This is a genomic window from Sphingomonas montana (assembly GCF_001956315.1).
GTDB classification, from domain to species: Bacteria; Pseudomonadota; Alphaproteobacteria; order Sphingomonadales; family Sphingomonadaceae; genus Sphingomonas_R; species Sphingomonas_R montana.
In genome coordinates this window covers 1-22,724 of record NZ_MOLY01000019.1, presented here as the reverse complement: position 1 = coordinate 22,724, position 22,724 = coordinate 1, and the positions used below count along the sequence as shown (strand labels likewise).

At 69.6% G+C, this 22,724-nt stretch carries 26 protein-coding genes; 15 read left to right on the top strand and 11 right to left on the bottom strand.

Annotation, left to right across the window (positions count from 1 at the left end; translation table 11 throughout):
* Position 1 precedes the first annotated feature (1 nt).
* A complete protein-coding gene (locus tag BKY59_RS07255; RefSeq protein ID WP_165374804.1) occupies positions 2 to 385 on the bottom strand; it encodes a S4 domain-containing protein in 384 nt (127 codons plus the stop codon).
* On the bottom strand, positions 378 to 2,912 hold the full coding sequence (locus tag BKY59_RS07250) for a helicase-related protein (protein WP_076070209.1): 2,535 nt from the start codon (positions 2,910 to 2,912) through the stop codon (positions 378 to 380). Before BKY59_RS07250 ends, BKY59_RS07255 begins: the two co-directional genes overlap by 8 nt.
* Positions 2,913 to 3,143: 231 nt before the next feature.
* On the opposite strand from BKY59_RS07250, the gene BKY59_RS07245 reads away from it, so the two are divergent.
* Genes BKY59_RS07245 through BKY59_RS07220 form a run of 6 tightly spaced genes read left to right on the top strand, consistent with a single transcriptional unit; the run spans position 3,144 to position 6,885 of the window.
* Positions 3,144 to 4,664: a M23 family metallopeptidase gene (locus BKY59_RS07245; protein WP_076070207.1), complete on the top strand. Its 1,521-nt coding sequence runs from the start codon at positions 3,144 to 3,146 to the stop codon at positions 4,662 to 4,664.
* Between the two features lie 41 nt (positions 4,665 to 4,705).
* Positions 4,706 to 5,470, top strand: coding sequence for a Crp/Fnr family transcriptional regulator (locus BKY59_RS07240; protein ID WP_240500006.1), 765 nt, complete (start codon positions 4,706 to 4,708; stop codon positions 5,468 to 5,470).
* 48 nt (positions 5,471 to 5,518) lie between these two features.
* The gene (locus BKY59_RS07235; RefSeq protein ID WP_420822081.1) at positions 5,519 to 5,839 is read left to right on the top strand and encodes an Mpo1-like protein; all 321 of its coding nucleotides are present in this window, start codon (positions 5,519 to 5,521) and stop codon (positions 5,837 to 5,839) included.
* A 47-nt stretch (positions 5,840 to 5,886) separates the two neighbouring features.
* Positions 5,887 to 6,171, top strand: a complete 285-nt coding sequence (locus tag BKY59_RS07230) for a DUF427 domain-containing protein (RefSeq protein WP_076070170.1) — start codon at positions 5,887 to 5,889, stop codon at positions 6,169 to 6,171.
* On the top strand, positions 6,164 to 6,598 hold the full coding sequence (locus tag BKY59_RS07225; RefSeq protein ID WP_076070169.1) for a DUF1810 domain-containing protein: 435 nt from the start codon (positions 6,164 to 6,166) through the stop codon (positions 6,596 to 6,598). Before BKY59_RS07230 ends, BKY59_RS07225 begins: the two co-directional genes overlap by 8 nt.
* Positions 6,599 to 6,636: 38 nt before the next feature.
* On the top strand, positions 6,637 to 6,885 hold the full coding sequence (locus BKY59_RS07220; protein WP_076070205.1) for an alkylphosphonate utilization protein: 249 nt from the start codon (positions 6,637 to 6,639) through the stop codon (positions 6,883 to 6,885).
* 238 nt (positions 6,886 to 7,123) lie between these two features.
* Here the strand turns inward: BKY59_RS07220 and BKY59_RS07215 are convergent, their stop codons facing one another.
* Complete coding sequence (locus BKY59_RS07215) at positions 7,124 to 7,885, bottom strand: DUF72 domain-containing protein (protein ID WP_240500005.1); 762 nt, start codon at positions 7,883 to 7,885, stop codon at positions 7,124 to 7,126.
* Between the two features lie 32 nt (positions 7,886 to 7,917).
* Here BKY59_RS07215 and BKY59_RS07210 point away from each other — a divergent pair, with 32 nt between their 5' ends.
* The 5 genes from BKY59_RS07210 (at position 7,918) to BKY59_RS07190 (ending at position 11,689) form a co-directional block, all read left to right on the top strand.
* Positions 7,918 to 8,322, top strand: a complete 405-nt coding sequence (locus BKY59_RS07210) for a ribose-phosphate pyrophosphokinase (protein WP_076070168.1) — start codon at positions 7,918 to 7,920, stop codon at positions 8,320 to 8,322.
* The gene (locus tag BKY59_RS07205; RefSeq protein WP_076070167.1) at positions 8,319 to 8,696 is read left to right on the top strand and encodes a helix-turn-helix domain-containing protein; all 378 of its coding nucleotides are present in this window, start codon (positions 8,319 to 8,321) and stop codon (positions 8,694 to 8,696) included. The genes BKY59_RS07210 and BKY59_RS07205 overlap by 4 nt, the downstream gene beginning before the upstream one ends.
* A 150-nt stretch (positions 8,697 to 8,846) precedes the next feature.
* Positions 8,847 to 10,685, top strand: coding sequence for a M2 family metallopeptidase (locus BKY59_RS07200; RefSeq protein ID WP_076070166.1), 1,839 nt, complete (start codon positions 8,847 to 8,849; stop codon positions 10,683 to 10,685).
* Between the two features lie 91 nt (positions 10,686 to 10,776).
* A complete protein-coding gene (locus BKY59_RS07195) occupies positions 10,777 to 11,277 on the top strand; it encodes a hypothetical protein (protein WP_076070165.1) in 501 nt (166 codons plus the stop codon).
* Positions 11,270 to 11,689, top strand: a complete 420-nt coding sequence (locus BKY59_RS07190; RefSeq protein WP_129586258.1) for a hypothetical protein — start codon at positions 11,270 to 11,272, stop codon at positions 11,687 to 11,689. The genes BKY59_RS07195 and BKY59_RS07190 overlap by 8 nt, the downstream gene beginning before the upstream one ends.
* A gap of 365 nt (positions 11,690 to 12,054) precedes the next feature.
* Here the strand turns inward: BKY59_RS07190 and BKY59_RS07185 are convergent, their stop codons facing one another.
* From BKY59_RS07185 to BKY59_RS07175, 3 genes are all read right to left on the bottom strand, one after another.
* The gene (locus tag BKY59_RS07185; protein WP_076070163.1) at positions 12,055 to 13,056 is read right to left on the bottom strand and encodes an LLM class flavin-dependent oxidoreductase; all 1,002 of its coding nucleotides are present in this window, start codon (positions 13,054 to 13,056) and stop codon (positions 12,055 to 12,057) included.
* Entirely contained in the window at positions 13,053 to 13,373 is a 321-nt protein-coding gene (locus tag BKY59_RS07180) for an ArsR/SmtB family transcription factor (protein ID WP_076070161.1), read from the bottom strand. Before BKY59_RS07180 ends, BKY59_RS07185 begins: the two co-directional genes overlap by 4 nt.
* 74 nt (positions 13,374 to 13,447) lie before the next feature.
* Positions 13,448 to 14,284, bottom strand: a complete 837-nt coding sequence (locus BKY59_RS07175) for an alpha/beta hydrolase (RefSeq protein ID WP_240500004.1) — start codon at positions 14,282 to 14,284, stop codon at positions 13,448 to 13,450.
* 226 nt (positions 14,285 to 14,510) lie between these two features.
* On the opposite strand from BKY59_RS07175, the gene BKY59_RS07170 reads away from it, so the two are divergent.
* Complete coding sequence (locus BKY59_RS07170; RefSeq protein WP_083671950.1) at positions 14,511 to 15,587, top strand: mannose-1-phosphate guanylyltransferase/mannose-6-phosphate isomerase; 1,077 nt, start codon at positions 14,511 to 14,513, stop codon at positions 15,585 to 15,587.
* Between the two features lie 238 nt (positions 15,588 to 15,825).
* Here BKY59_RS07170 and BKY59_RS07165 read toward each other — a convergent pair whose 3' ends face one another.
* Positions 15,826 to 16,590 carry a sulfite exporter TauE/SafE family protein gene (locus tag BKY59_RS07165; protein ID WP_240500003.1) on the bottom strand — a complete coding sequence of 255 codons (765 nt, stop codon included), beginning with the start codon at positions 16,588 to 16,590 and terminating at the stop codon, positions 15,826 to 15,828.
* An 84-nt stretch (positions 16,591 to 16,674) separates the two neighbouring features.
* Positions 16,675 to 17,778 carry an L-dopachrome tautomerase-related protein gene (locus tag BKY59_RS07160; protein WP_076070158.1) on the bottom strand — a complete coding sequence of 368 codons (1,104 nt, stop codon included), beginning with the start codon at positions 17,776 to 17,778 and terminating at the stop codon, positions 16,675 to 16,677.
* On the opposite strand from BKY59_RS07160, the gene BKY59_RS18300 reads away from it, so the two are divergent.
* Complete coding sequence (locus BKY59_RS18300; protein WP_338056518.1) at positions 17,777 to 18,127, top strand: hypothetical protein; 351 nt, start codon at positions 17,777 to 17,779, stop codon at positions 18,125 to 18,127. The genes BKY59_RS07160 and BKY59_RS18300 overlap by 2 nt on opposite strands.
* Here BKY59_RS18300 and BKY59_RS07150 read toward each other — a convergent pair.
* Positions 18,103 to 18,444, bottom strand: coding sequence for a YnfA family protein (locus BKY59_RS07150; protein WP_076070156.1), 342 nt, complete (start codon positions 18,442 to 18,444; stop codon positions 18,103 to 18,105). The two genes, BKY59_RS18300 and BKY59_RS07150, sit on opposite strands and share 25 nt — an antisense overlap.
* A gap of 103 nt (positions 18,445 to 18,547) precedes the next feature.
* Here BKY59_RS07150 and BKY59_RS17640 point away from each other — a divergent pair, with 103 nt between their 5' ends.
* Positions 18,548 to 18,694 (top strand): hypothetical protein, encoded by a 147-nt coding sequence (locus BKY59_RS17640; protein WP_165374803.1) that lies wholly within the window; start codon positions 18,548 to 18,550, stop codon positions 18,692 to 18,694.
* 170 nt (positions 18,695 to 18,864) lie between these two features.
* Here the strand turns inward: BKY59_RS17640 and BKY59_RS07145 are convergent, their stop codons facing one another.
* Complete coding sequence (locus tag BKY59_RS07145) at positions 18,865 to 19,566, bottom strand: polyamine aminopropyltransferase (protein ID WP_076070154.1); 702 nt, start codon at positions 19,564 to 19,566, stop codon at positions 18,865 to 18,867.
* Between the two features lie 10 nt (positions 19,567 to 19,576).
* On the bottom strand, positions 19,577 to 20,071 hold the full coding sequence (locus tag BKY59_RS07140; protein ID WP_076070197.1) for a DUF427 domain-containing protein: 495 nt from the start codon (positions 20,069 to 20,071) through the stop codon (positions 19,577 to 19,579).
* A gap of 419 nt (positions 20,072 to 20,490) precedes the next feature.
* Between BKY59_RS07140 and BKY59_RS07135 the strand changes: the two genes are divergently transcribed.
* On the top strand, positions 20,491 to 22,724 hold a 2,234-nt coding region (locus BKY59_RS07135), incomplete at its 3' end, for a TonB-dependent receptor (protein ID WP_129586256.1).

Genomic DNA, 22,724 nt, shown 5'->3' with positions numbered 1-22,724 from the left:
GTCAACCGATCGCGGGCTTTGCGGCGGGGAAGCTGGGATATGCGGACATTATGTCCCGCGCCGGTTCCGGTGCATCGACGGGTGCGATTTCGGACGCGGGGTTGGCCCCCGCGACGACCGGCGGGGGCGACAGGTCGGTATAGCAGGCCTGCGCTTCCGGCGCGGAACCGCGGCGGGCGGGGATCGATTCCACGCGCAGGATGCGGACCCGGCCGTGGAGCGCGAAGCTGAGGACGTTGCCGACCCGGACGGGGGCGTGCGCGCGGGCGACGGTGCGGCCGTCGATACGGATATGGCCGTCCGCCGCAAGATCCGCCGCCAGCGTGCGGGTGCGCGCGATACGGACGTACCAGAGATATTTGTCGAGCCGCAGGCCGTCAGCCATGGCCCGCCTTCAGCGCGGCGAGCGCGCCGAACATGTTGCCGGGGCGCGGCGGCAGCGGGGGCGGTGGCTGGACGTCCATGCGCCGCCCGCGCCAGGCCCAGCCGTCCGGCGCGGCGCGGAAGCCCAGGATGTGCATCAGCCGGTCGAACCCGTCCGCCGCCAGGCCGAGCGAGGTGGCGAGCGCGGGATCGGGCACGAACGGCGCGCGGCCGCCCTTGCCGTCCGGCCGGCCGTCGTGCGCGATGCGGGCAAGCCGTTCGATCATGTCGACGCGCAGCATCTGGCCGCCCAGCGGGCGGAAACCGGCGCGGTGGAAGGCGATGCGGTCCGGTTCCGCCTCCGGCAGCATGACGGTGACGGAGCCGGCGGCGGGACAGGCGGGCATCGGCCCCCCGTCGCGGATCGCGGCGAGTGCCAGCCGCCAGCGCATCGGTTCGGGTTTCAGGAGGCCCGCGTGGAACACGTCCATCGTGCCGATCCGGACGCCCAGCGCCTGCGCGGCGCGCCTACCGTCGCGGTCGAGTGCCGCCACGGTGGGCGCGATCGCGGCGCGTTCGATGGTGCCGCCGGCGTCCACCAGCGGGGCGAGCAGCGCGCGGAGTTGCGGCGGGCGGGCGGGATCGGTGGCGGCGGTGGCGATCGCGGACAGCGGACGCAGGACGCGGTCGACCGTGGTCATGAGCCAGGCGATCAGCCGATCCTCGACCAGGATCCGGTCGGGGGTGCGGAGCAGGTCGAGCGCGCGGTGGAGGACGATCCGCGGTGACAGGACGGTGCGCCCGCGTTCCAGCCGCGCGACGACATCACCGCGCCAGAAGATCGCGACCGGGCGACCGCGATCGGTGGCGAGCGTGAACCGGTCGTCCGGATCGGCTGCGAGCGACCGGGCGCGGCCGCCGAGCGTGTCGCCCAGCCGGCGTTCGGCGGCGGCGAGCAGGCGTTTCTTGTCGAGCAGCTTGGCATCGGGATCGACGTGGAAGCGGAACCCCTCCAGCCGTCCGATCGGTTCGTCCGCCACCGATACGATCCCGGCATCGTCGATCGCGACGGGCAGCGCGTCGATCCCGCGTGCGCCCAGATCGCGCATCAGCACCGCGGTGCGGCGATCGACGAAGCGTTGCGTCAGGCGCTGGTGGAGCGCGTCGGACAACCGCTCCTCAAGCTCGCGCGTGCGTTCCGCCCATTTCGCCGGATCGGCCAGCCAGTCGGGGCGGTGCGCGATGTATGCCCAGGTGCGGACACCGGCGATGCGGTCCGCGATCGTTTCGACATCGCCCTGGACATTGTCGAGCCGCGCCAGTTCCTCCGCGAACCACGGGGCGGGGAGATAGCCTTCGCCCTCGGTCAGGTGGCGGTAGACGCGGCCGACGAGGCGGCTGTGCGGATCGACGCCGGTCTTGCGGAAATCGGGCAGGCCGCAGGCGGACCAGAGCCGCCGGACCATGCGGTCGCCGCGTGTGCGGTCGCGCACCCACGGCTCCTCGGCCAGGCGTTTCAGGACGGCGAGGTCGATGGCCTCGGGGGCGCTGCGTAAGGACCGGTGGTCCGGCTTGCGTTCCAGGTCGGCGATCAGCGTGTCGATGGAGTCCGTGCCCGGTTGCCCGTCGCGCCAGTAGAGCTGTTCGAGCGGGGGGAAGCGATGCTCCTCGATCGCGTGGACCTCCTCCTCCTCGAACGCGGCGCCGCGCGACCCCTCCATGCTGAGCGTGCCGAACGTGCCGTCACGCTGATGGCGGCCCGCGCGGCCGGCGATCTGCGCCATTTCGGCGACGGTCAGCCGGCGCTGGCGCTTGCCGTCATATTTGCGGAGCGAGGCGAAGGCGACATGGGTGACATCCATGTTGAGGCCCATGCCGATCGCGTCGGTGGCGACGAGATAGTCGACCTCGCCCGCCTGGAACATCGCGACCTGCGCGTTGCGCGTGCGGGGGCTGAGCGCGCCCATCACGACGGCGGCACCACCGCGGAACCGGCGGAGCATCTCGGCGACGGCGTAGACCTCCTCCGCCGAGAAGGCGACGATGGCAGAGCGGGGCGGCAGGCGCGAGAGCTTGGTGGAGCCAGCATAGGACAGGGTGGAGAAGCGCGGGCGCGAGATGATGTCGGCGTCCGGGGTCAGTGCCTTCAGCATGGGGCGGAGCGCGTCGGAGCCGAGGATCATCGTTTCCTCCCGCCCCCGCGCGCGCAGCAGACGATCGGTGAAGACATGGCCGCGGTTCGGGTCCGCGCCCAGCTGCGCCTCGTCCAGCCCGACGAAGGCGAAATCCCGGTCGAGCGGCATCGATTCGGCGGTGGTCAGGAACCAGCGCGCTTCCGGTGGCAGGATCTTTTCCTCGCCGGTGATGAGCGCCACCGAGCGTTCGCCCTTGATCCGGACCACGCGGTCATAGACCTCGCGCGCCAGCAGGCGGAGCGGGAAGCCGATCATGCCGCTGGAATGCGCGCACATCCGTTCGATCGCGAGGTGGGTCTTGCCGGTGTTGGTCGGCCCCAGCACGGCGAGAAGCTTACTGTCCGACGAGCCCATGATCCGAATGTCGGGTGGACGCGCGCGAAACGCAAGCGGTTCGGCAACCCGCCGGCGCGAACGATCCGGTTCCACGGCCGGTGGCGGGTTCGGGGCGTCCGGTCGCATGCCGGGCCGCCCGCGCCGGCCGTTAAATTGACTTTAACCGTGGGCGGCCAGAGACGGAGCGGACGGCCGGCGACGCGCCACGATCAACGACCGTAGCGACGGGAATGGAACAGCTTGTACCGGATGAGCGACCAGGGATCGGGTTTCGGCAGCGGCACGGCCATGCTGAGCCTGGACAATATCCTGCCCGCGCGGGCCGCCGGGTTCGGGCGGCGGGTAGAGGACCATGTCGCCGACCTGGAGCTGGTCGTCGATCTCGGCGCGGATATCGGCAGCCGGACATGGTGGCGCGGGCTGGCGACCTGCACCGCGCTGTGCGCATCGGCCGCCTGTTTCTGGCCGGCCATGCCGACGCTGACGCCCGCGGCACCCGCACCGCTGACCGCGGCGCAGTGGCAGGAGGCGCGCGCGCTGAGCATCGCGCCGCTGGCGCTGGGCGCCGACACCGGGCGGCGGATGGCGGCGACCGGCGCGGTACGGCCGCTGCTCGATACGCCGGAACGACCGTCGATCGACCTGACCGTGACGCTGGGCCGCGGCGACGGGTTCGTGCGCGTGCTGGAACGATCGGGCGTCGGGGCGGCGGAGGCCGGGGCGATCGCCGCGATGGTGGCGGGCGCGGTGCCGCTGGCCGACATCGCGCCGGGCACGCGGATGGACGTGACGCTGGGTCGCCGGGCCGACCGCGGGCAGGCACGCCCGCTGGAAAAGCTGGCGTTCCGCGCGCGGTTCGACCTGACGCTGGGCGTGACGCGGGCGGGCGGGCGGTTGCGGCTGGTCCGCACCCCGATCGCGGTGGACACGACGCCGCTGCGCGTGCGCGGGCGGGTGGGATCGGGATTGTACCTGGCCGCGCGGGCGGCGGGTGCGCCGGCCAAGGCGGTCGAGGCCTATCTGCGCGCGCTGGGATCGCGCCTGTCGATCGGGCGCGACGTGGCGGCCGACGACCGGTTCGACATCATCGTGGAACAGTCGCGCGCAGCCACTGGCGAAACGCAGGTCGGCAAGCTGCTCTATGCCGGGCTGGATCAGGCGCGGGGCCGGGTACAGTTGCTGGAATGGACGATCGACGGGCGCCGGCAATGGTATGCGGCATCCGGCGTGGGCGAACGGCGTGGACTGATGCGCACGCCGGTGGTCGGGCGGATCTCGTCCGGTTTCGGCTGGCGGCGGCACCCGGTGCTGGGCTTTTCCCGCCTGCACAAGGGGATGGATTTTGCCGCGCCCTATGGCTCGCCGATCGTGGCGGCGGCGGACGGGATCGTGCGCTTCGCCGGCTGGCATGGCGGGCACGGCAAGTTCGTGCAGATCCAGCATGGCGGCAGGCTGGGCACCGGTTACGGCCATATGTCCCGCATCGTGGTGCCGGCGGGCACGCATGTCGCGCAGGGCCAGGTGATCGGCTATGTCGGGTCGACCGGCCTGTCGACCGGGCCGCACCTGCATTACGAAGTGTATCGCGGCGGGATGGCGATCAACCCCGCGACGATCAGTTTCGTCACGACGTCGCAGCTGGCGGGGGCGGAACTCGGGCGGTTCCGTGCCGTGCTGAGCCGGCTGATGGCGATCGGTACGGGCGCCGTTACGGGCGCCGGCGCACCCCTGGGACAAAGCGCCGGACGCGATACGCCGCCCGGCGCTTGACCCTGCATGGCGGGGGGACAATAGGGGAACGATAGCTTGCCGTGGCATCATGTCGCGCGGCGGTTGCGGGTATCGGGGGGCGGGCATTGATCGAGCGGTTGATCCGCAAACTTGAGCGGCGCGATACGCTCGCCGATTTCGAACGGCGTGCGCTGGTCGAATCGGTGGGGGAAGTGCGCGAATTTCGCCCGCACGAAATCCTGGTTCGCGAAGGGGTGGAACAGTCGAGCAGCCACCTGCTGCTCGAAGGGCTGCTGTGCCGGTACAAGGACCTGCGCGACGGGCGGCGGCAGATCGTGGCGCTGCACGTGCCGGGCGATTTCGCCGACCTGCACAGTTTCCTGCTGAAACATCTCGAACATAATCTGGCCGCGCTGACGCCGGTGCGGATCGCGGTGTTCCCGCACGACCGGCTGCGGCAGATCAGCGAAAGCCTGCCGCACCTGACCCGGATGCTGTGGTTTTCGACGCTGCTGGACGCCGCGATCCACCGGCAGTGGATCCTGTCGATCGGCCGGCGCTCCGCGGTCGGGCGGATCGCGCATCTGTTCTGCGAATTGCGGGCGCGGCTGGAGGTCGTGGGGCTGGCGAACGAGGCGCGCTACGGCCTGGCGCTGACCCAGATCGACATTGCCGACGCCACCGGGCTGACACCGGTGCACGTGAACCGGATGCTGCGCGAACTGCGCGATCGCGGGCTGCTGGAATTCCGGAACGGGGAGGTGGCGATCACCGACAATGACGGCCTGGCCCGGCTGGCGGAGTTCGACCCCGGCTATCTGTACCTGCAGAAGCAGCCGCGCTAACCTGTTCCCGCGCGGACCCGGAAACCGGGGCGCGGGCGGGAGAGGATGATGGAGAGTTTCGCGGCGTTCTGGCCCCATTATCTGCGCGAACATGCCCGGCCGCAGACGCGGGCGCTGCATTATGCCGGCACCACCCTGGTCGTGGCGCTGGCGCTGGCGGCCCTGCTGTCCGGCGTGTCGTGGCTCTGGTGGCTGGTGCCGGTCGCGGGCTACGGCTTTGCCTGGGGCGCACATTACCTGGTCGAACGAAACCGGCCGGCGACGTTCCGGCACCCGTTATGGTCGCTGGCGGCGGATTTCCGGATGTGGGCGCTATGGCTGACCGGGCGGCTGGGACCGGAACTGGACCGGGCCGGCGTGCCACGGTAGCGATCCGGCCGGCGGCGCGTTGGTCCCGTTCATCAAGGAGACGAAACATGGCCGAAGCAAGCTGGAACGGACAGGTGATCGCACGGTCGGACGATATCGTGACGATCGAGGGCAATGCCTATTTCCCGCGCGATGCGGTGTTGCCGGGCATCCTGGCGCCGAGCAACACGACGAGCGTCTGCCCGTGGAAGGGGACCGCGCACTATCATTCGGTGGTCGTGAACGGCGCGGCGAACCCCGATGCCGCATGGTATTATCCCGATCCCAAGGAAGCCGCCGCGGAAATCCGCGACCGGATCGCGTTCTGGCGCGGGGTGAAGGTCAGTGCGTGACGGCGACCGGTCGACGGGGCTCGACCGGTTCGTCGCCGCGCAGGACGGCGTGTACGACCGCGCGCTGGGCGAGATCCGCGCGGGGGCCAAGACCAGCCACTGGATGTGGTTCGTGTTCCCGCAGATCGCCGGGCTGGGACACAGCGCGATGGCGCGGACCTATGCGATCGCGTCGCTGGACGAGGCGCGGGCCTATCTCGACCATCCTGTGCTGGGCGCACGGTTGCGCGCATGCGTGGCGGCGATTCCCGCCGGGTCGGCAGAGGCGATGTTCGGTTCGGTCGATGCGATGAAGCTGCGGTCGTCGCTGACCCTGTTCGCGGAAGCGGGCGGGGCGGGGGAACCGTTCGCAGCGGCGCTCGCGCGACTGTTCGGGGGCGCGGACGACGCGACGTTGCGGCTGTTGGGACGGGGGACGCAGGCATGACGCAGGACGTGGAATGGGACTGGGAGAATGACCGTCCGATGAGCGTGCCGCCGACGGGCGAAGCGGTGGGCGGGGATTTCGGCGCGGTGGACAGCAACGGCACCGCGCTGGTCGACGGGGACAGCGTGGTCCTCATCAAGGACCTGAAGGTGAAGGGCGCGGGCCAGACGCTGAAACGCGGGACCGTGGTGAAGAATATCCGGCTGACCGGACCGGACGAGTTCGATTGCCGGACGGACGGGATCAAGGGGCTAGTGCTGCGCTGCGAGTTCGTCAAGAAGCGGTGATCTTTACCGCGACGTCTTGATCCAGATCTTACTCAGGAGACCGTCCCTGCCGAGCGCAGTCGAGGCACGTTTTCGGGAGCTACGCCGGGGAGGCGCTGTCGGCGTCCCGGTTGTGCTCGACGGATCCCTCGACTGCGCGCGGAACGGACGGATTTCTAAGGCTGCACCTACGGTTCCGTTTGGGACGTGGTTCAACCGACTGTGATCCGCGCACGATTTGGAACGGTCATGGTCCGGGTCAGGATGCGGCAAGGCGTGCGATCAGCGCTTCGGCGGCCTGCGGATTGCGGACCTTGTCGCCGGCGATGAAGAAGACATAGGCGTCGTGGCCCGCCTTTGCGGTTTCGGTGGCGCGGGTGGCCCAGCGGTCGAGATCGGCGGCGGGGTAGCCGGCGGGTTCGGACAGGTTGGCACGTTCGAGCCGGGCGTAGCCGAAGTCGGCGGTAACGGCGTCGATCGCGGGCGCGTCCGCGCGGTCGACATGGGCGATCGCGACATTATGATCGCGCAGCAGGTCGACGAAGCCGGTGTCCGCGAAGCTCGCATGGCGCGCCTCCAGCACATGGGCGGCGGGGCGGTCGCCGATGCGGGGCGGCAGCATGTCGAGGAAGCGGCCGAGGTCGTCATGGTCGTAGGGCTTGGTCGCGGGCAGTTGCCAGAGGATGGGGCCGAGCCGCTCGCCGAGCCGGTCGAGGCCCTGATCCAGGAACATGGCGACCGACTCCGCGCCGTCGGCAAGCTTCTTGCGGGCGGTGGCATAGCGCGACGCCTTGACCGCGAAACGGAACCCGTCCGGCACCGCGGCTGCCCATTTCGCGAAGGTTTCGGGTTTCTGCCGGCCATAATAGGTGGCGTTGATCTCCAGCGCGGTCAGCCGTGTGGCGGCATGTTCCAGTTCGCGGCTATGGGGCAGCTTGTCCGGGAAGAAGGTGCCGCGCCAGGGCGCGTAGGTCCAGCCGCCGATGCCGATGCGGATGGTGCCGGGCGCTGGATCGGGCATGATGGGCATCCTGTGCGGGGGACGGTGGCGTGATGGACGAAGTAACGCATGAGCAGGCGGACGGCACCGATGTCGCAAACCGGATCGGCGATGTCGAGCGGGTCCGTGCGGTGCTGGTGGCGGCGGCGCGGGCAGGTACGGCGCTGACCTATTCCGAGATGCTGGCGGAGCTGGGCCTGCGGTTCAGCCGGCCGCGGATGCGCGCGCTGTGCCGCACGATGGAGCAGATCGACGAAGATGGTCGCGCGGCCGGCGAACCGGGGCTGGCGGTGCTGGTAGTGCGCGCCAGCGACGGGTTGCCGGGGCAGGGCTGGTGGACCGGCGGCCGCGCGCTGATGCTGGGTCATGTCGGCGACTGGACCGGGCCGGCGGCGCAGGCGCTGGTGACGGCCGAACAGCGGGCGGCGTTCGACTGGTGGAGTGCGGGGGACGCATGACGCTGGGCGACGATCCATTGATGCGGTTCCGCGGGCGGGACGGGCGCGAGATGGTGATGGTGCCGGCCGACATCTACGACCGGTTGCGTGATCTGGCGGCGCAGGCCTTGCAGGCGTTGCCGCCGGCGGATGTCGCGGCGGCGATCGCGGGCGGTGCGCATCCGCTGGCGGCGTGGCGGCGGCATCGTGGGTTGAGCCAGCACGCGCTGGCGGCGCGGGCGGGGGTGAGCCGGGTGTGGATCAGCCGGATCGAGATGGGGGCGGGGCATGGGACGCCTGCGACGCGCGCGAAGCTGGCGGCGGCGCTGGAGGTTTCGGTGGGGGCTTTGGAGGTGGTGACGGGCGCGCCTGCCGATCCGTCGCCCCGGGCTTGATCCGGGGTCTCGCTTCTTCCTCGAGGTAGCGAAGGAGAAGCGGGATCCCGGATCAAGTCTGGGATGACGGGGGTGTGGGACGGTGCTTGACCGGATGCGCTTCGGCCGTGCAGGTTAGCGTTTTCCTATCCAGTTAGGTCTCTCATCCGCATGATCCGCAACGGACTTTCCGCGTTCGCCCTTCTCCTGTCCGCAACCGCCGTGACACCCGTCCTGGCGCAGACCGCCGCGCCGGTCGCCGCCATGCCGGCCGCCACGCCGGCCGCCGCAGACGCGTTCGTCGAACAGGTGCAGAAGGAAGCGCTCGACTATTCGATCGACGCGTCGCGGATCGCCTGGGTGAACGCGACCTACATCACCGACGATACCGATGCGCTGGCCGCGAAATCGGGCGCGGTGGGCACCGAGATGGCGGTGCGGTTCGCGTTGGGCGCGGCGAAGTTCGACGGTGTGAAGGGGATTTCGCCCGATACGCGGCGGAAGCTGGATATCCTGAAGAACGGTCTGACCCTGCCCGCGCCGACGACGCCGGGGGCAGCACAGACGCTGTCCGACCTGTCGACCAAGATGTCGTCCGCCTACGGCAAGGGGCGCGGGCTGAAGGACGGCAAGCCGATCAACGGATCGGACATCGAGGCCGCGATGGGGACCAGCCGCGACCCGGCCGAACTGAAGGAGATGTGGGTCAGCTGGCACGACAATGTCGGCGCCCCGATGCGCGGCGACTATGCGAAGATGGCGGGGATCGCCAACGAAGGGTCGCGCGAACTGGGGTTCAAGGACACCGGCGCGATGTGGCGTTCGGGGTACGACATGCCCGCCGACGATTTCGAAAAGCTGGCCGACCAGCTTTGGAAGGAAGTGGAGCCGCTGTACCTGTCGCTCCACACCTATGTGCGCGCCAAGCTGAACGCGAAATATGGCGATGCGGTGCAGGCGAAGACCGGCCCGATCCGCGCGGACCTGCTCGGCAATATGTGGGCGCAGGAATGGGGCGGCATCTATGACGTGGTCGCGCCGGCCGGGGCGGGCGACCTGGGTTATGACGTCGGCGACCTGCTGAAGGCCAAGGGCTACGACCCCGTCCGCATGGTGAAGACGGGCGAGGGCTTCTATTCCTCGCTGGGGTTCGCACCGTTGCCCAAGACGTTCTGGGAACGGTCGCAGATCGTGAAGCCCGCCGACCGCGAGGTGATCTGCCATGCGTCGGCGTGGGACCTGGACAACAAGGACGACATCCGCATCAAGATGTGCACGAAGGTGAATGCGGACGATTTCACCACGATCCATCACGAGCTGGGGCATAATTATTACCAGCGCGCGTATAACAAGCAGCCTCTGCTGTACCAGAACGGTGCGAACGACGGGTTCCACGAGGCGATCGGCGATTTCGTCGCGCTGTCGATCACGCCCGACTATCTGGTGAAGATCGGGCTGCTCGATCCGGCCAAGGTGCCGGGGGCGGACAAGGATATCGGCCTGCTGCTGCGCCAGGCGATGGACAAGGTGGCGTTCCTGCCGTTCGGGCTGATGATGGACAAGTGGCGCTGGGGCGTGTTTTCGGGCGCGATCCCGACGAGCGGCTACCAGAAGGGCTGGGACGCGCTGCGCCTGCAATATCAGGGGATCAAGCCGCCGGTCGCGCGCGACGAGACGCGGTTCGATCCGGGCGCGAAATATCATATCCCGGCGAGCACGCCCTATGCGCGCTACTTCCTGGCGCGCATCCTGCAGTTCCAGTTCTACAAGGCGGCGTGCGACCAGTCGGGCTGGAAGGGGCCGCTGCACCGCTGTTCCTTCTACGGCAACAAGCAGGTCGGCGCGCGGCTGAACACCATGCTGGCGATGGGCGCGTCGAAGCCGTGGCCGGACGCGTTGCAGGCGTTCACCGGCACGCGCCAGATGTCGGGCAAGGCGCTGGTCGACTATTTCGCGCCGCTGAAGACCTGGCTGGACCAGCAGAACAAGGGCAAGCCCAGCGGCTGGTAAAAGCAGGGCATCGTGCCGAGTCCGGTCGGACAGGGGATCGTTTTCCCGGTCCGGCCGCTTGGTTCAGAGCGTTGCAGGACCGGAGGTTGATATGATCCAGATCAATGTCGGCGATCATACCCCGATCTACCCGCTCTGGCGCGCAGTCCCTTCGGGCAATCGGCACATGCTGACCTGGTCTCGGGAACGCGCGCACTGGATCGCGCGAAACCTTCCGGGGGCGGACGCGTATTTCAAGGTGCTGCCGTTTCAGAAGACGCTGACCAGCCTGCTGGCGGACAAGACGATCTGGTTGAATTATGAGGATAATCCGAGCCGTTACGGAGCAACCAGTACCAACAACTACAAGGATATCGCGATTTCATCGACGGCATTCCGGCAAGGCCGTTGGGTGGTGCTGGCGACGCTTATCCATGAACTGGCCCATGTCGCGGGCGCACCGGGTTTCTCCCATGCCGCCGAACAAGCGGTTCTTGCCTGCGGGCTTGGGCGGCGGAGCGAACTGATCCATGACAAGGACGATCCCCGGACGCCGTACGAGCCAAACATCCTCGGTATGACCCGGTCGAGCAGAGGGACGGCATTTGTCTGATCATATTCGTGGTCCGGTCGGCGTGGTCGGTTCGGTCATCCTTGCCGGCCTGGCACTCGTACCGGTTCAGGTCGAAGCCTGTCGTTGCGTCATGCGGACGCCCGCGGCGCTGGCCCGCGCCGCAGACGCCGTCGTCGTCGCAGACGTCACCGCGTTCGATGACCGTGATCCGGCGGCGCGTGCCTATCGCATGCATGTCCGGCGGAGCTGGAAGACGCGCCTGTCGGGGCCGATCCTCATCAGGACCGAGGCGACAACGTGCCGGGCGGAACTGACCGCGGGCCGATCCTACCTCATCTATCTCAAGCGCGCGGGCCGCAGTTACTGGACGGACGGCTGTGCAGGCAATCTGCCGGTTGCGCGCGCAGCCAGGGCGATGGCCGTGCTGGGCAAACCTGCCGCCGGACGCTGACCGGGGACATGTGCTGCCGGAAACCGGCGATAATATGAGTGGCTAGCCCGTCCCGGCACATGTCGCAGCGCGACCGGGGGGCGACGCGGCGGATAGCGGAGACGATCCGCGATCGTCACCGATGCCGGAACACGCCCCGATCCCGAACGCCGCGGCGAACGACCGGTCCGCCAGTCTGCACCGCAGTGGTCCGCCGCGATATCCGGTTGCTGTCCGAGATCATAGACCGGCCGGAGCCCGAAGAAGTGCTGCCCCGGGCGGGAGTTGGAGGTCGGCGTCGCCAGCCACTACGCCCGTTAGGGACGCCCCCCCCCCCGCCGCCGGTCACATCCGGTAGCCTCGACGGCGGGGCCGTTCCGGTCGGATTACGCCGCGAGGTCCCGGCGGGCGGCGGCTGCCTCCGCGATCAGCGTATAGGAGTGGCGGCGGGCGGCGTGGTCGTAGACGTCCGAGACGATCATCAGTTCGTCAGCCCCCGTTTCCGCGACGAGGGCGGCAATGCCGGCGCGGACGGTTTCCGGGCTGCCGACGATCGAGCGGGCGAGCATCGACATGGCCTGCGCCCGTTCGACGGGCGACCAGTAGGCGTCGATATCGTCGATCGGCGGACGGCTGAGCCCGCGGGTGCCGCGGAACATGTCGACAAAGCTCATCTGCTGCGTGGTGGCGAGGCGGCGGGCCTCCGCGTCGGTATCGGCCGCGACGATGTTGACGCCGATCATGGCATGCGGGCGGGCGAGCTGCGCTGACGGCTTGAACCGGGTGCGGTAGATGTTGAGCGCGGGAACCAGCGAACCGGGCGCGAAGTGCGACGCGAACGCATAGGGCAGGCCCAGCTCGGCCGCGAGCTGCGCGCCATAGGTGCTGGACCCCAGGATCCAGAGCGGGACGTCGGTGCCGGCGGCGGGGACGGCCTGCACCGCCTGATTGGGGCGGGCAGTGCGGAAATAGGCCTGGAGTTCGAGCACGTCCTGCGGGAAATCGTCGTTGTTCACCAGCGACCGGCGGAGCGCGCGGGCGGTATGCTGGTCGGTGCCGGGGGCGCGGCCGAGGCCGAGATCGATCCGGCCGGGGTGCATGACGGCGAGCGTCCCGAACTGTTCGGCGATCACGATCGGCGCATGGTTGGGCAGCATGACGCCGCCGGCCCCCACGCGGATGCGGCGCGTGCCCGCGGCGATATGGCCCAGCACGACGGAGGTGGCGGCGCTGGCGATGCCGACCATGTTGTGATGTTCGGCAACCCAGAAGCGTTCGTAGCCGAGCGTTTCGGCATGGACGGCCAGGTCGCGCGCATTGTCGATCGCGCCCTTCGCATCGGTGGCTTCGGTGACGCGGACGAGGTCGAGGATGGAAAGGGCGGTCATGGGCGGGGGCTCCTGGATTCGGCGGCAAGGATGTTGGCGACCAGGCCGGGGAAGCGGCGGTCGAGTTCGTCCGTGCGCACGCTGTTGAACACCGCTACGCCGCGCCGTTCCGAGCGGATGAGGCCGCTGTCGCGCAGGATGCGGTGATGATGCGAAATGGTGGAGGCGGGCAGATCATCGCACGACTGGCCGCAGTTCAGCCCGCCGGTCGCGACGAGTTTCGCCACGATCGAACGGCGGGTGCCGTCCGACAGCGCGTGCAGGACGCCGTCGAGCGTCATGTCCGCTTCGGCGGGATGGTGGAAGGGGCGGGCCATGAGCAGGAGATGGTCGCTTAGTGCGATATTTCAAGATCATTGCACTAATGCGGCCCGCCGGGAGCGGCGGATGGCTATCCCGGCGGGGCCAGGCACACCTGACGCAACCAGGCGGCGCACAGCGTGGGCCAGAGCGACACGGGCAGGTCGGGCGTGTCGAGTGCGAAGCCGTGCGGGGCATCGGCGAAGATGTGCAGCTCGGGACGGCCGCCGGCCGCGACCAGTGCGGCGTGCAGGCGGTGCGCATTGTCGATCGGGACGACGGGATCATTGCCGGCATAGACGATGAACACCGGCGGCGGCGCATCGGCCAGTTGGCGATCGGGCTGGAACCGGTCGTACAGCGCCTGCTTTTCCGGCGGGACGAGCGGGGGCTTGTCCGCGACGACGGTGCGGCCGGCGGCGTTGGTCGATATGGGCGCATAGCCGATCACCGCGCCATCGGGGCGGACGCCCTCGGGATGCGGGCCGAGCAGGCAGGCGGCCAGATGCCCCCCCGACGACAGGCCGACGACGCCGACCGCGGCAAACCCGGCGGCATGCGCGCGGATCGCCTGCATCGCGCGGACGGCATCTTCGATCGGCGCGGCGGGGCCGGTGGTCGCGTTCGGGAAACGGTGGACCAGCACGAAGGCGTGGAAGCCGAGGCCGGTGAGCCAGCGCGCGACGGCCACCCCCTCCCGCCCGGCCATCAGCTGCGTATAACCGCCACCGCCGATCACGAGCAGCGCGCGCCCGTTGGGGCGGGCGGGGGCATAGCCGAACAGGACGGGCCGATCGACCGCGGCGACGACGATCGCGTCCGGCGCGGCGTGCGGGTCCTCCAGCCGGAACGCGGGCTTGCCCGGCGCGGCCTCCCCCGGTCCGGCATCGTCCAGCAGCATTTCGTCGGCGGCGAAGCGGGTGCGCATGTCGATGTCCATACCGCTTCATAGCGCGGGCGGGCGGCCGCGGATATCGCCGAGACGGGGCGGGTGGCCGACAATCGCCCGTTCGGTGCCGACCGGTCCGGTCGCGATCGGGGGCGCCCGAGCGTGCCGAACATGTCCGATCGATGGAACAGCGCGGCCCCCCCCGGGTTACCAAGCGTCTAAGCGGCGTCACGCCTGCTGTCTGGGAACATTGCGGATGCCGTCCATGAAGATCGTCCCCGTCATTCTGTCCGGCGGGTCGGGAACGCGTCTGTGGCCGTTGTCGCGTACCGGTCGGCCCAAGCAGTTGCTGGCATTGACGCATGCGGACACGATGCTGCAGCTGACCGCGCGCCGGACGCCGCAGGACGCGCGTTTCGGGGCACCGATCGTGGTGGCCAATGCCGCGCATGCCGACGTGATCGCCGAACAGCTGGCCGTGGCCGGGGTGGAGGGCGCACTGTTGATCCTGGAACCGATGGCGCGCAACACCGCGCCGGCAATCGCGCTGGCGGCGGTGGCCGCCGCCCCCGACGCCGTGCTGCTGGTAATGCCGTCCGACCATGTCATCGCCGACCCGGACGCGTTTCGTGCCGCGATCGACCGCGCGCTGCCGCTGGTGAGCGACGGGGCGATGGCGACGTTCGGGATCGAGCCCGACGCCCCGGATACGGGTTATGGCTATATCCAGGCGGGCGGCGCGCTGGCGGACGGCGTCCACGCGGTCGCACGGTTCGTGGAGAAGCCGGACCGCGCGACGGCGCAAGGGTATCTGGATGCGGGCGGCCATTACTGGAACGGCGGCATCTTCCTGTTCCGGGCCGATACCTACATGGCGGCGCTGGACAAGTATGCCCCCGCCATGGCGGACGCGGCGCGCCGTGCGGTGGCGGGTGCGGCGCGCGAGGGCGACCGGCTGTTCCCCGATCCGGTGGCGTTCGCGGCGTCGCCGTCCGATTCGGTCGATTATGCGGTGATGGAAAAGGCGGACCGCGTCGTCGTGGTGCCGGTGGCGATGGGCTGGTCCGACGTCGGCAGCTGGGACGCGATCCACCAGCTGGCCGACCGCGACATTGCGGGCAATGCGCAGCATGGCGACGTGGTGGCGATCGACACGCAGCGCTGCCTGATCCGCACCGACGGGCCGCTTGTCGCGATGGTGGGCGTGTCGGACCTGATCGTCGTGGCGACGGGCGACGCGATCCTCATCATGCCCCGCGGCGAAAGCCAGGAGGTGAAGCGGGCGATCGCGGTGCTGAAGGAGCGCGGGCATATCACGCTGGATCGCCCGTTCGGGGGGTGAGTTTGGGGAGGGGGCGTTAATCTGCGCTCTTCCACCCGTTCATGCCGAGCGAAGTCGACGGGCGCCTTTAGCGCGGTCGAGAAGCCCACATCGCCCCTCGGCTACGCTCGGGGGAAGTCCCTCGACTTCGCTCGGGATGGACGGGTCTTAATAATTTCGTTTGGTTCGAGCCTGTCGAGAACTCAGCGCTGAGTTCTCGACAGGCTCGAACCAAACGGGGTGAGGCTTGCCCCGCGACCTAGCCGTAGGCGCGGTTGAAGAAGACGGCCGTTGTCACGATCGTCACCAACAACGTCCAGATGCGGACTGGTTTCGGCGGCAGGCGTTTGCCCAGCCGCGCGCCGAGCCAGCCGCCGAGGATGCCGCCGGCCAGCATGGGCACGCAGGACTGCCAGTTCACCAGGCCGCTGGCGACGAACACGATCGTTGCGGCGAAGTTTGCGATAGCGAGCATCAGCGTGCGCGGGGCGAACAGCGCGCGCGGGCCGATGTTGGCGAGCAGGCCGTAGATCGCGGTGGTCATCAGGCCGACGCCACCGCCGAAATAGCCGCCATATATGCCAAGCAGCGCCTGCGCCGCCATCAGCACGGGCGGGGCGATCGTGACGCGCGACTTCAGCCAGAGCGCGGCGCGCGGACCCCAGGCGAGGATGACCGTGGCGAACAGCAGCAGCCACGGGATGATGAGATCGAACGCGCGCGACGGCGTGACCGCCAGCAGCACAGCGCCGATCAAGCCGCCGACGAAGGTGATGGCGGCCAGCGTGCGGACCCGGACGCCGCCGATCGGTTGGAGTTCGTCGCGGAACGCCCAGGCAGACATCCCCGCGCCAGGCATCAGTGCGACGTTCGACGTCGCGTTGGCGACGTTGGCGGGCAGGCCGATCGCGATCAGTGCGGGGAGCGTGGCGAAACTGCCGCCGCCAGCGAGAGCGTTCATCGCGCCGCCGAGTACGCCGGCGCCGGCCGCCAGCGCGATCGTCCCGGCCAGATCCATCGTCATCGCAGGTCATCCATCGGCCGCATCACTGGCGTGGCGCATAGCGGCACGGACCCGGCCTGGCGACCGGTGTCAATGGCCGGACCGTCAGCGCGTGGGCCTGAACGAAAAAAGTTCGGTCCGGATCGAGGCGGGCGCGCCGGGCTTGAACCAGTTCGTGTCCTGGATGTGGCTGGCGGTGACGTAGAGCGTGCCGTCCGGCCCTTCCGACATCGTGTCGGGCCAGCGCAGCCGCTTGTCCTGCACGACGGTTTCCAGCGTGGTGCCGGTCCAGCGCTTGACCGCGTTGTCGGTGGGGGAGGTAACGTAGAGGACGCCCGCTTTGCTCATCCACAGGCCGTCCGCGACGGTGGTGGTGCCAACCTTGCGCAACGCGGCCGCCGTCTCCGCCTTCGGCGTGTCGCGCTTCAGCTTGGCGGTGTCGATCGCGTAGAGCGTGCGGCCGGTGAGCGCCTGGAAATAGAGCGTGCGGCCGTCGTTCGACAGGGCGATGCCGTCGGCCGCAAAGGCCGGCTGGCGGCCGTCGGGGCGGACGAGCGGCTTGCCGTCGACGGTGACGGTCACGTCCTTTTCGACCTGCGTCGCCGGGTGGCCGTCGAGCGTGCGGAACGCGGTGCCGGCGTCGAGATCGACCACGATGATCGCGCCGCGCGTGCCGGAGTCGGTAATGTAGCCGGTCCGGCCGTCGGGCGAGAAGCGGATGTCGTTGAGGTAGGTGCCCTGCAACGCCACGTCGCCGGCGAAGCGGATGACCTTCGTCACGCGGTTGGTGGCGAGATCGATCCGGACCAGCTTCGGTCCGCCTTCGAGGATCTTCTCGTTCCCCGGTGCCGCGGGGTCGAGCACCCAGAGGCCGCCGCGCCCGTCCGCCACGACCGACTGGACGCAGACGAAATGTTCGCCGACCGGCATGGTCTGCGCCTTGGCGTTGCGCCAGGCGTTCCACTTCGCATCCGGATAGGCGGTGGTGCGGCCGCCGCGGACCTCCGCCACCGAAACCGGCGCGTCGTCGGTCCAGCGCGGAAAATTGACGAAGATGCGGCCGTCGGGCGACACCGTGACGCCGGTGACCTGATGATCGAAGGTCGCGACCTGCGTCAGCTTCGCCGGGCCGTCGGCGGCGATGGCGGTGCCGGCGGCGAGCAGCGCGACTGCGGCGGTGCCGAGCAGCGCGGCGTGGAGCGTCTTCATGTGGGGTTCCGATCGAATGCGTGTCGGCGGGGTAACCGCCCGCCGCGCGCGGGGTTCCGATCCGGGCGGGCTGGACGTGGTGGCGGGGTTGGGGCATCGGGCCGCGACTGGCGAAGGACGGGGACGGCACATGCGGACGACGGCGGCGGACGTGACGGTGCGGCTTTATCATCTGGATCATGACACGGACGGCGGCGTGGACGGCGGCGGCGGGGCCGAGACGCTGGTCTATGCCCCGCTGGTCGAGGCGCTGGCGCTGGCGGCGCGGCAACCGGCGGAGGTGCAGGCCGGGCTGTTCATCCAGACGCCGGACGACGTGATCGCCTATCTGGATATCGCCGGCGGGTGATGCGGGCCGGGCAGGATGATGCCGGCCCCGACCAGCGCGACGACCGCACCGGCAATATCGGTGCGATCCGGCCGGACACCCTCCGCGAGCCAGGCCCAGACGACGGACGCGGCGACGTAGACGCCGCCATAGGCCGCGAAGGCGCGCCCCGCGGCATCGACGGGCGCGAGCGTGAGCAGCCATGCGAACAGCAGCAGCGCCGCGATGCCGGGCAGCAGCCACAGCGGCGACCGGTCGAGCCGCACCCAGGCCCAGAAGGCGAAGCAGCCGGCGATTTCGGCGGTCGCGGCGATCGGATAGAGCAGCAGCGTGGGCATGGCCGCCATAGACGCCTGTGCGGTGCGCCTGTCGAGAGGCCGGGCGGAGCGAACGGCGGCGCCGCAGGTTTGCTGTCCCGACAGGCGACGACGGAGAGACGCGATGGACGACATGATGATCGATACGCCCGACGGGCCGATGCGCTGGGCGGACTGGAAGAAGCAGAATCCGGTCCAGCTGCCGTCGCGCCGGACGAAGGGCAAGAAGCTGCCGAACGTGGTGAAACTGCATACCGAGCCGAAGAAGTAGGGGGCGATGCGAATTAAACGGACCCGTCCATGCCGAGCGTAGTCGAGGCACGTTCCCCGAGCGCAGCCGAGGGCTGTTGTCGGACGTCTCGGCTACGCTCGACGGGTCCCTCGACTTCGCTCGGGATGGACGGGTCTTGGAGGCATGACCTTGTCCGCTTGGGACTGGTGTCAGGTGACTCTTTCTGATGCAGCCGTGCTCTGACCGCGCACCCCGATCCAGACGATGTGGCGGGCGCCGCCGCGCAGGCCGTTGGCGCGGACGACATGTTCGGTGACCGCGAAACCGGCGGCGGCCATGCGGCGGACGAAGCCGGCGTCGGGCGCGGTGGACCAGACCGCCAGTACACCCCCGGGGCGCAGCGCGGCGGCCGCGGCGCGCAGCCCGACGTCGGTGTAGAGCGCGTCGTTGCCGGCGCGGGACAGGCCGTCCGGGCCGTTGTCGACATCCAGCAGGATCGCGTCGTACCCGGCACGCGCGGCACGGATCGGCACCAGCACGTCGCCTTCGAACAGGCGGGTGCGCGGATCGACCAGCCCGTCGCCGTGCAGTGCGGCAAGCGGCCCACGCGCCCAGGTAACGACCGCGGGGACCAGTTCGGCCACCTCAACCACCGCATCGGCAGGCAGCACCGACAGGGCGGCGCGCAACGTGAACCCCATGCCCAGCCCGCCGATCAGGATGCGCGGCGCGGGCCGCAGCGCGACGGGTGCGCAGCCGAGCGTGGCGAGCGCCACCTCCGACCCGCTGGTCCGGCTGTTCATCAGTTCGTTGTTGGCCAGCGTGATCGACCATTCCTCGCCGCGCCGGACCAGCCGCAACGTGCCGCCGCCGGCGATTTCGGTACTGTCGATCAGGGTGCGCGGGATCATGGTGGAGCCGTTACCAGAAGCGGCTGCCGGCGATACCCTTGAACGGCCCGGCGACGTCCGACGTTATCCAACCGCCGTAGAAGCCGCCCGGTTGCGGCACGACGCGTTCGCCGTCCACGAAGCAACCGTCGAACGGCGCGGCATAGAAGGCCACGTGATCGCGCAGCGCCGCGAAGCCGGGCGTGGGGGCGGGGTAGGACCAGCCGACCGCGGCCAGCCGCACGTCGCCGACCACGACGTCGTGATAGCGGGCATGGCCTTTCCATTCGCAGAAGCTGCCGCCGGATGCCGCATGCAGCAGGCCGGGCGCGATGTCGTCCGGCGGGATGTACCAGGTCGGCGGATGGCTGGTTTCCAGCGTGCGGACTGCGCGGTGCGTGTCGGCGACGACGACACCGTGGTGGACGATGCGGACATGGCGGGCGCTGCGTTCGGCGATCGGCGGGCGGGGATAGTCCCAGACGCTTTCCTGGCCGGGGCGGGGCGGGGTGGGAACGGGGTGCAGGATCGGGTCCTTTTTGGGCTGGGCCAGCGGATATGGGGCGGCGGGGCGGGCACCGCCAGCGGGCGATAAGCGCTCGATTCGGCGGCGGGCGCTGGGCATGGCGGGGCGTGGACATTCCGGCGCGTCATACCCGCATGATCCTGACGATCGGCGCCAAGACCGGGATGGCGGAGGCAGGCAACGCGGTGCTGGACCGGTCGCGTTACGGATCGTGACGCCGGACCGATATGTCCAGCGACATGGTCAGGCCGATGTTCTGGCCGATGGTGCCGTGTTTCGGCCTGCGCCTGCGGACGGCGCCAGGCGGCGGGTTCGGTCCGGCGCTCTAGGGCGCGGTTAATCGACGAACGTTACGACGTTGCAATACCGGGTCATCCCGGCGTCGTTACAGCGGCCGGAAAAAAAGGGCAGATGACATCATGAATCACGGCAGGATATTGGTCGGGCTGCTCCTGGCGGGCGGGGCGCAGGGTGCCTATGCCCGGCAGGCCGCGCCGCAGCCGCCGACCGAAACCGCGACGCCGGCCCCCGCACCGGGCGATGCGGAGGCGGATGTCGATGCCGATTCGGAGGCCGCGATCGTCGTCACCGGGCAGCGCCCACCGGGCAGCGTGGTGGGCAACATTCCGGCAGAAGTGACGCTGTCGCCCGCCGATATCCGTTCCTACGGCGTCAGCACCGTTACCGAACTGCTGGCCGAACTGGCGGCGCAGACCGGCAGCGGGCAGGGCCGCGACGGCGGGCAGCCGGTGACGTTGCTGAACGGCAAGCGGATATCGGGGTTCGGCGAACTGCGCGACATCCCGACCGAGGCGATCCTGCGCGTCGATATCCTGCCCGAAGAGGTCGCGCTGAAATACGGGTATCGGGCGGACCAGAAGGTCGTCAATTTCGTGCTGCGCCCGCGGTTCAACGCGGTGACCGGCGAACTGACCGGTAACACGACGACCGACGGCGGCGGCACGGGCGGGCGGATCCAGAGCAGCCTGTTGCGGATCAACAAGGCCGGGCGACTGAACCTGTCGGTCGATTACCGGAAGACGGGATCTCTGCTGGAAAGCGACCGCGACATCATTCCCGGCCGATCGGCGCAGCTGTTCGACACCATCGGCAATGTCGGGCCGGCCCCCGGACAGACGCAGATCGACCCGGCGCTGAGCCAGGCGGCGGGCAGCATCGTGACGGTGGCGGGCGTGCCGGCGGGCGTGACCGGTCGGCCGACGCTGGGCCAGTTCGTAGGGACGGCGGGCGTCGCCAACGTCACCGACGTCGGGCGATACCGCACGTTGCAGGCGGCGAGCGACACGCTGTCGCTGAACGCGGTGCTGAACCGCACGGTGTTCGACGACGTGTCCGCGACGATCACCGGCAATTTCGGCGCGACCGGCAGCGAAGGGCTGCGCGGGCTGGCCGGATCGCGGCTGAACCTGCCGGCGGGCAATCCGTTCTCGCCGTTCGGGCAGGCGGTGTCGGTCTATCGCTATCCCGACGGCGGCGCGGCGTTGCGCCAGGACAATAGCGGCGAGACGGCGCATGCCGGTTTCGCGCTGAACAAGGCGCTGGACGGCTGGAACCTGACCGCGACGGGCAATTACGACCGGGCGGTATCGCGCACCCGCAGCGCCACCGGGCTGGACGGCAGCGCGGTGCAGGCGTTGCTGGACGCAGGCAGCCCGACGCTGAACCCGTTCGGGCCGCTGCCGATCGACCTGTACACGCCGCGCGCGGCGGACCGGGCGCGGTCGGTGAGCAACAGCGGCGACATACAGCTGATCGCCAGCGGAACGCCGTTCCGGCTGCCCGCCGGGCCGGTCAGCACGACCATCAAGGTGGGGGGCGAGCTGAACGCGTTCGACACGCGGTCGGTACGGTCGGGGGTGGTGCGGTCGGCCAATCTGGACCGCAGCAACGCCAATGCGCAGGGCAATATCGATATTCCGCTGACCAGTCGGCGCGCCGACGTGCTGAGCGCGATCGGCGACGTATCGGCCAATCTCAACGCATCGATCGACCAGCTTTCCGATTTCGGGACACTAACCAAGATCGGTTACGGCCTGAACTGGCGGCCGACCGGGCGGCTGAGCCTGATCGCGTCGCAAACGCGCGAGGAAGGCGCGCCGAGCGTGCAGCAGCTGGGCAATCCGCAGATTTCGACGTTCGACGTCCGGGTGTTCGATTACCGGAACGCGCAGACGGTGGGGATCACGCAGATCAGCGGCGGCAATCCGGACCTGCAATCCGACACGCGGCGCGTGTTCAAGATCGGCGCGAACTGGAAACCGTTCAACACGCCCGACCTGTCGCTGGTCGCCAACTATGTCCGCACGCGGATCGCCAATGCGACCGAGAACCTGCCGGCCCCCACCGCCGCGATCGAGGCGGCGTTCGGCGACCGGTTCGTCCGCGACGCCAACGGCACGCTGCTGAGCATCGACAGCCGGCCGGTCAATTTCCTGGCGCAGAACCGCGAACAGCTGCGCTGGGGGTTCAACCTGTCGGTGCCGTTGAAGGCGAACGAACAGGCGCTGTTCGAAGCGTTTCGCGCGGACCGTGATGCGCGGATCGCGCGGGGCGAGACGGTGCCGGCGCAAGGCCCCGGGGGGTTCGGCGCGGGCGGTGGCGCGGGCCGGCCGGGCGGCGCGGACGGCCCGGT

Bases quoted from the DNA above. Each gene is read 5' to 3' on its own strand.
- BKY59_RS07255 (WP_165374804.1), bottom strand. From the start codon at position 385: ATGGCTGACGGCCTGCGGCTCGACAAATATCTCTGGTACGTCCGTATC.
- BKY59_RS07250 (WP_076070209.1), bottom strand. From the start codon at position 2,912: ATGGGCTCGTCGGACAGTAAGCTTCTCGCCGTGCTGGGGCCGACCAAC.
- BKY59_RS07245 (WP_076070207.1), top strand. From the start codon at position 3,144: ATGAGCGACCAGGGATCGGGTTTCGGCAGCGGCACGGCCATGCTGAGC.
- BKY59_RS07235 (WP_420822081.1), top strand. From the start codon at position 5,519: ATGGAGAGTTTCGCGGCGTTCTGGCCCCATTATCTGCGCGAACATGCC.
- BKY59_RS07230 (WP_076070170.1), top strand. From the start codon at position 5,887: ATGGCCGAAGCAAGCTGGAACGGACAGGTGATCGCACGGTCGGACGAT.
- BKY59_RS07220 (WP_076070205.1), top strand. From the start codon at position 6,637: ATGAGCGTGCCGCCGACGGGCGAAGCGGTGGGCGGGGATTTCGGCGCG.
- BKY59_RS07215 (WP_240500005.1), bottom strand. From the start codon at position 7,885: ATGCCCGATCCAGCGCCCGGCACCATCCGCATCGGCATCGGCGGCTGG.
- BKY59_RS07210 (WP_076070168.1), top strand. From the start codon at position 7,918: ATGGACGAAGTAACGCATGAGCAGGCGGACGGCACCGATGTCGCAAAC.
- BKY59_RS07205 (WP_076070167.1), top strand. From the start codon at position 8,319: ATGACGCTGGGCGACGATCCATTGATGCGGTTCCGCGGGCGGGACGGG.
- BKY59_RS07200 (WP_076070166.1), top strand. From the start codon at position 8,847: ATGATCCGCAACGGACTTTCCGCGTTCGCCCTTCTCCTGTCCGCAACC.
- BKY59_RS07195 (WP_076070165.1), top strand. From the start codon at position 10,777: ATGATCCAGATCAATGTCGGCGATCATACCCCGATCTACCCGCTCTGG.
- BKY59_RS07185 (WP_076070163.1), bottom strand. From the start codon at position 13,056: ATGACCGCCCTTTCCATCCTCGACCTCGTCCGCGTCACCGAAGCCACC.
- BKY59_RS07180 (WP_076070161.1), bottom strand. From the start codon at position 13,373: ATGGCCCGCCCCTTCCACCATCCCGCCGAAGCGGACATGACGCTCGAC.
- BKY59_RS07175 (WP_240500004.1), bottom strand. From the start codon at position 14,284: ATGCGCACCCGCTTCGCCGCCGACGAAATGCTGCTGGACGATGCCGGA.
- BKY59_RS07170 (WP_083671950.1), top strand. From the start codon at position 14,511: ATGAAGATCGTCCCCGTCATTCTGTCCGGCGGGTCGGGAACGCGTCTG.
- BKY59_RS07165 (WP_240500003.1), bottom strand. From the start codon at position 16,590: ATGACGATGGATCTGGCCGGGACGATCGCGCTGGCGGCCGGCGCCGGC.
- BKY59_RS18300 (WP_338056518.1), top strand. From the start codon at position 17,777: ATGTGGGGTTCCGATCGAATGCGTGTCGGCGGGGTAACCGCCCGCCGC.
- BKY59_RS07160 (WP_076070158.1), bottom strand. From the start codon at position 17,778: ATGAAGACGCTCCACGCCGCGCTGCTCGGCACCGCCGCAGTCGCGCTG.
- BKY59_RS07150 (WP_076070156.1), bottom strand. From the start codon at position 18,444: ATGCCCACGCTGCTGCTCTATCCGATCGCCGCGACCGCCGAAATCGCC.
- BKY59_RS17640 (WP_165374803.1), top strand. From the start codon at position 18,548: ATGGACGACATGATGATCGATACGCCCGACGGGCCGATGCGCTGGGCG.
- BKY59_RS07145 (WP_076070154.1), bottom strand. From the start codon at position 19,566: ATGATCCCGCGCACCCTGATCGACAGTACCGAAATCGCCGGCGGCGGC.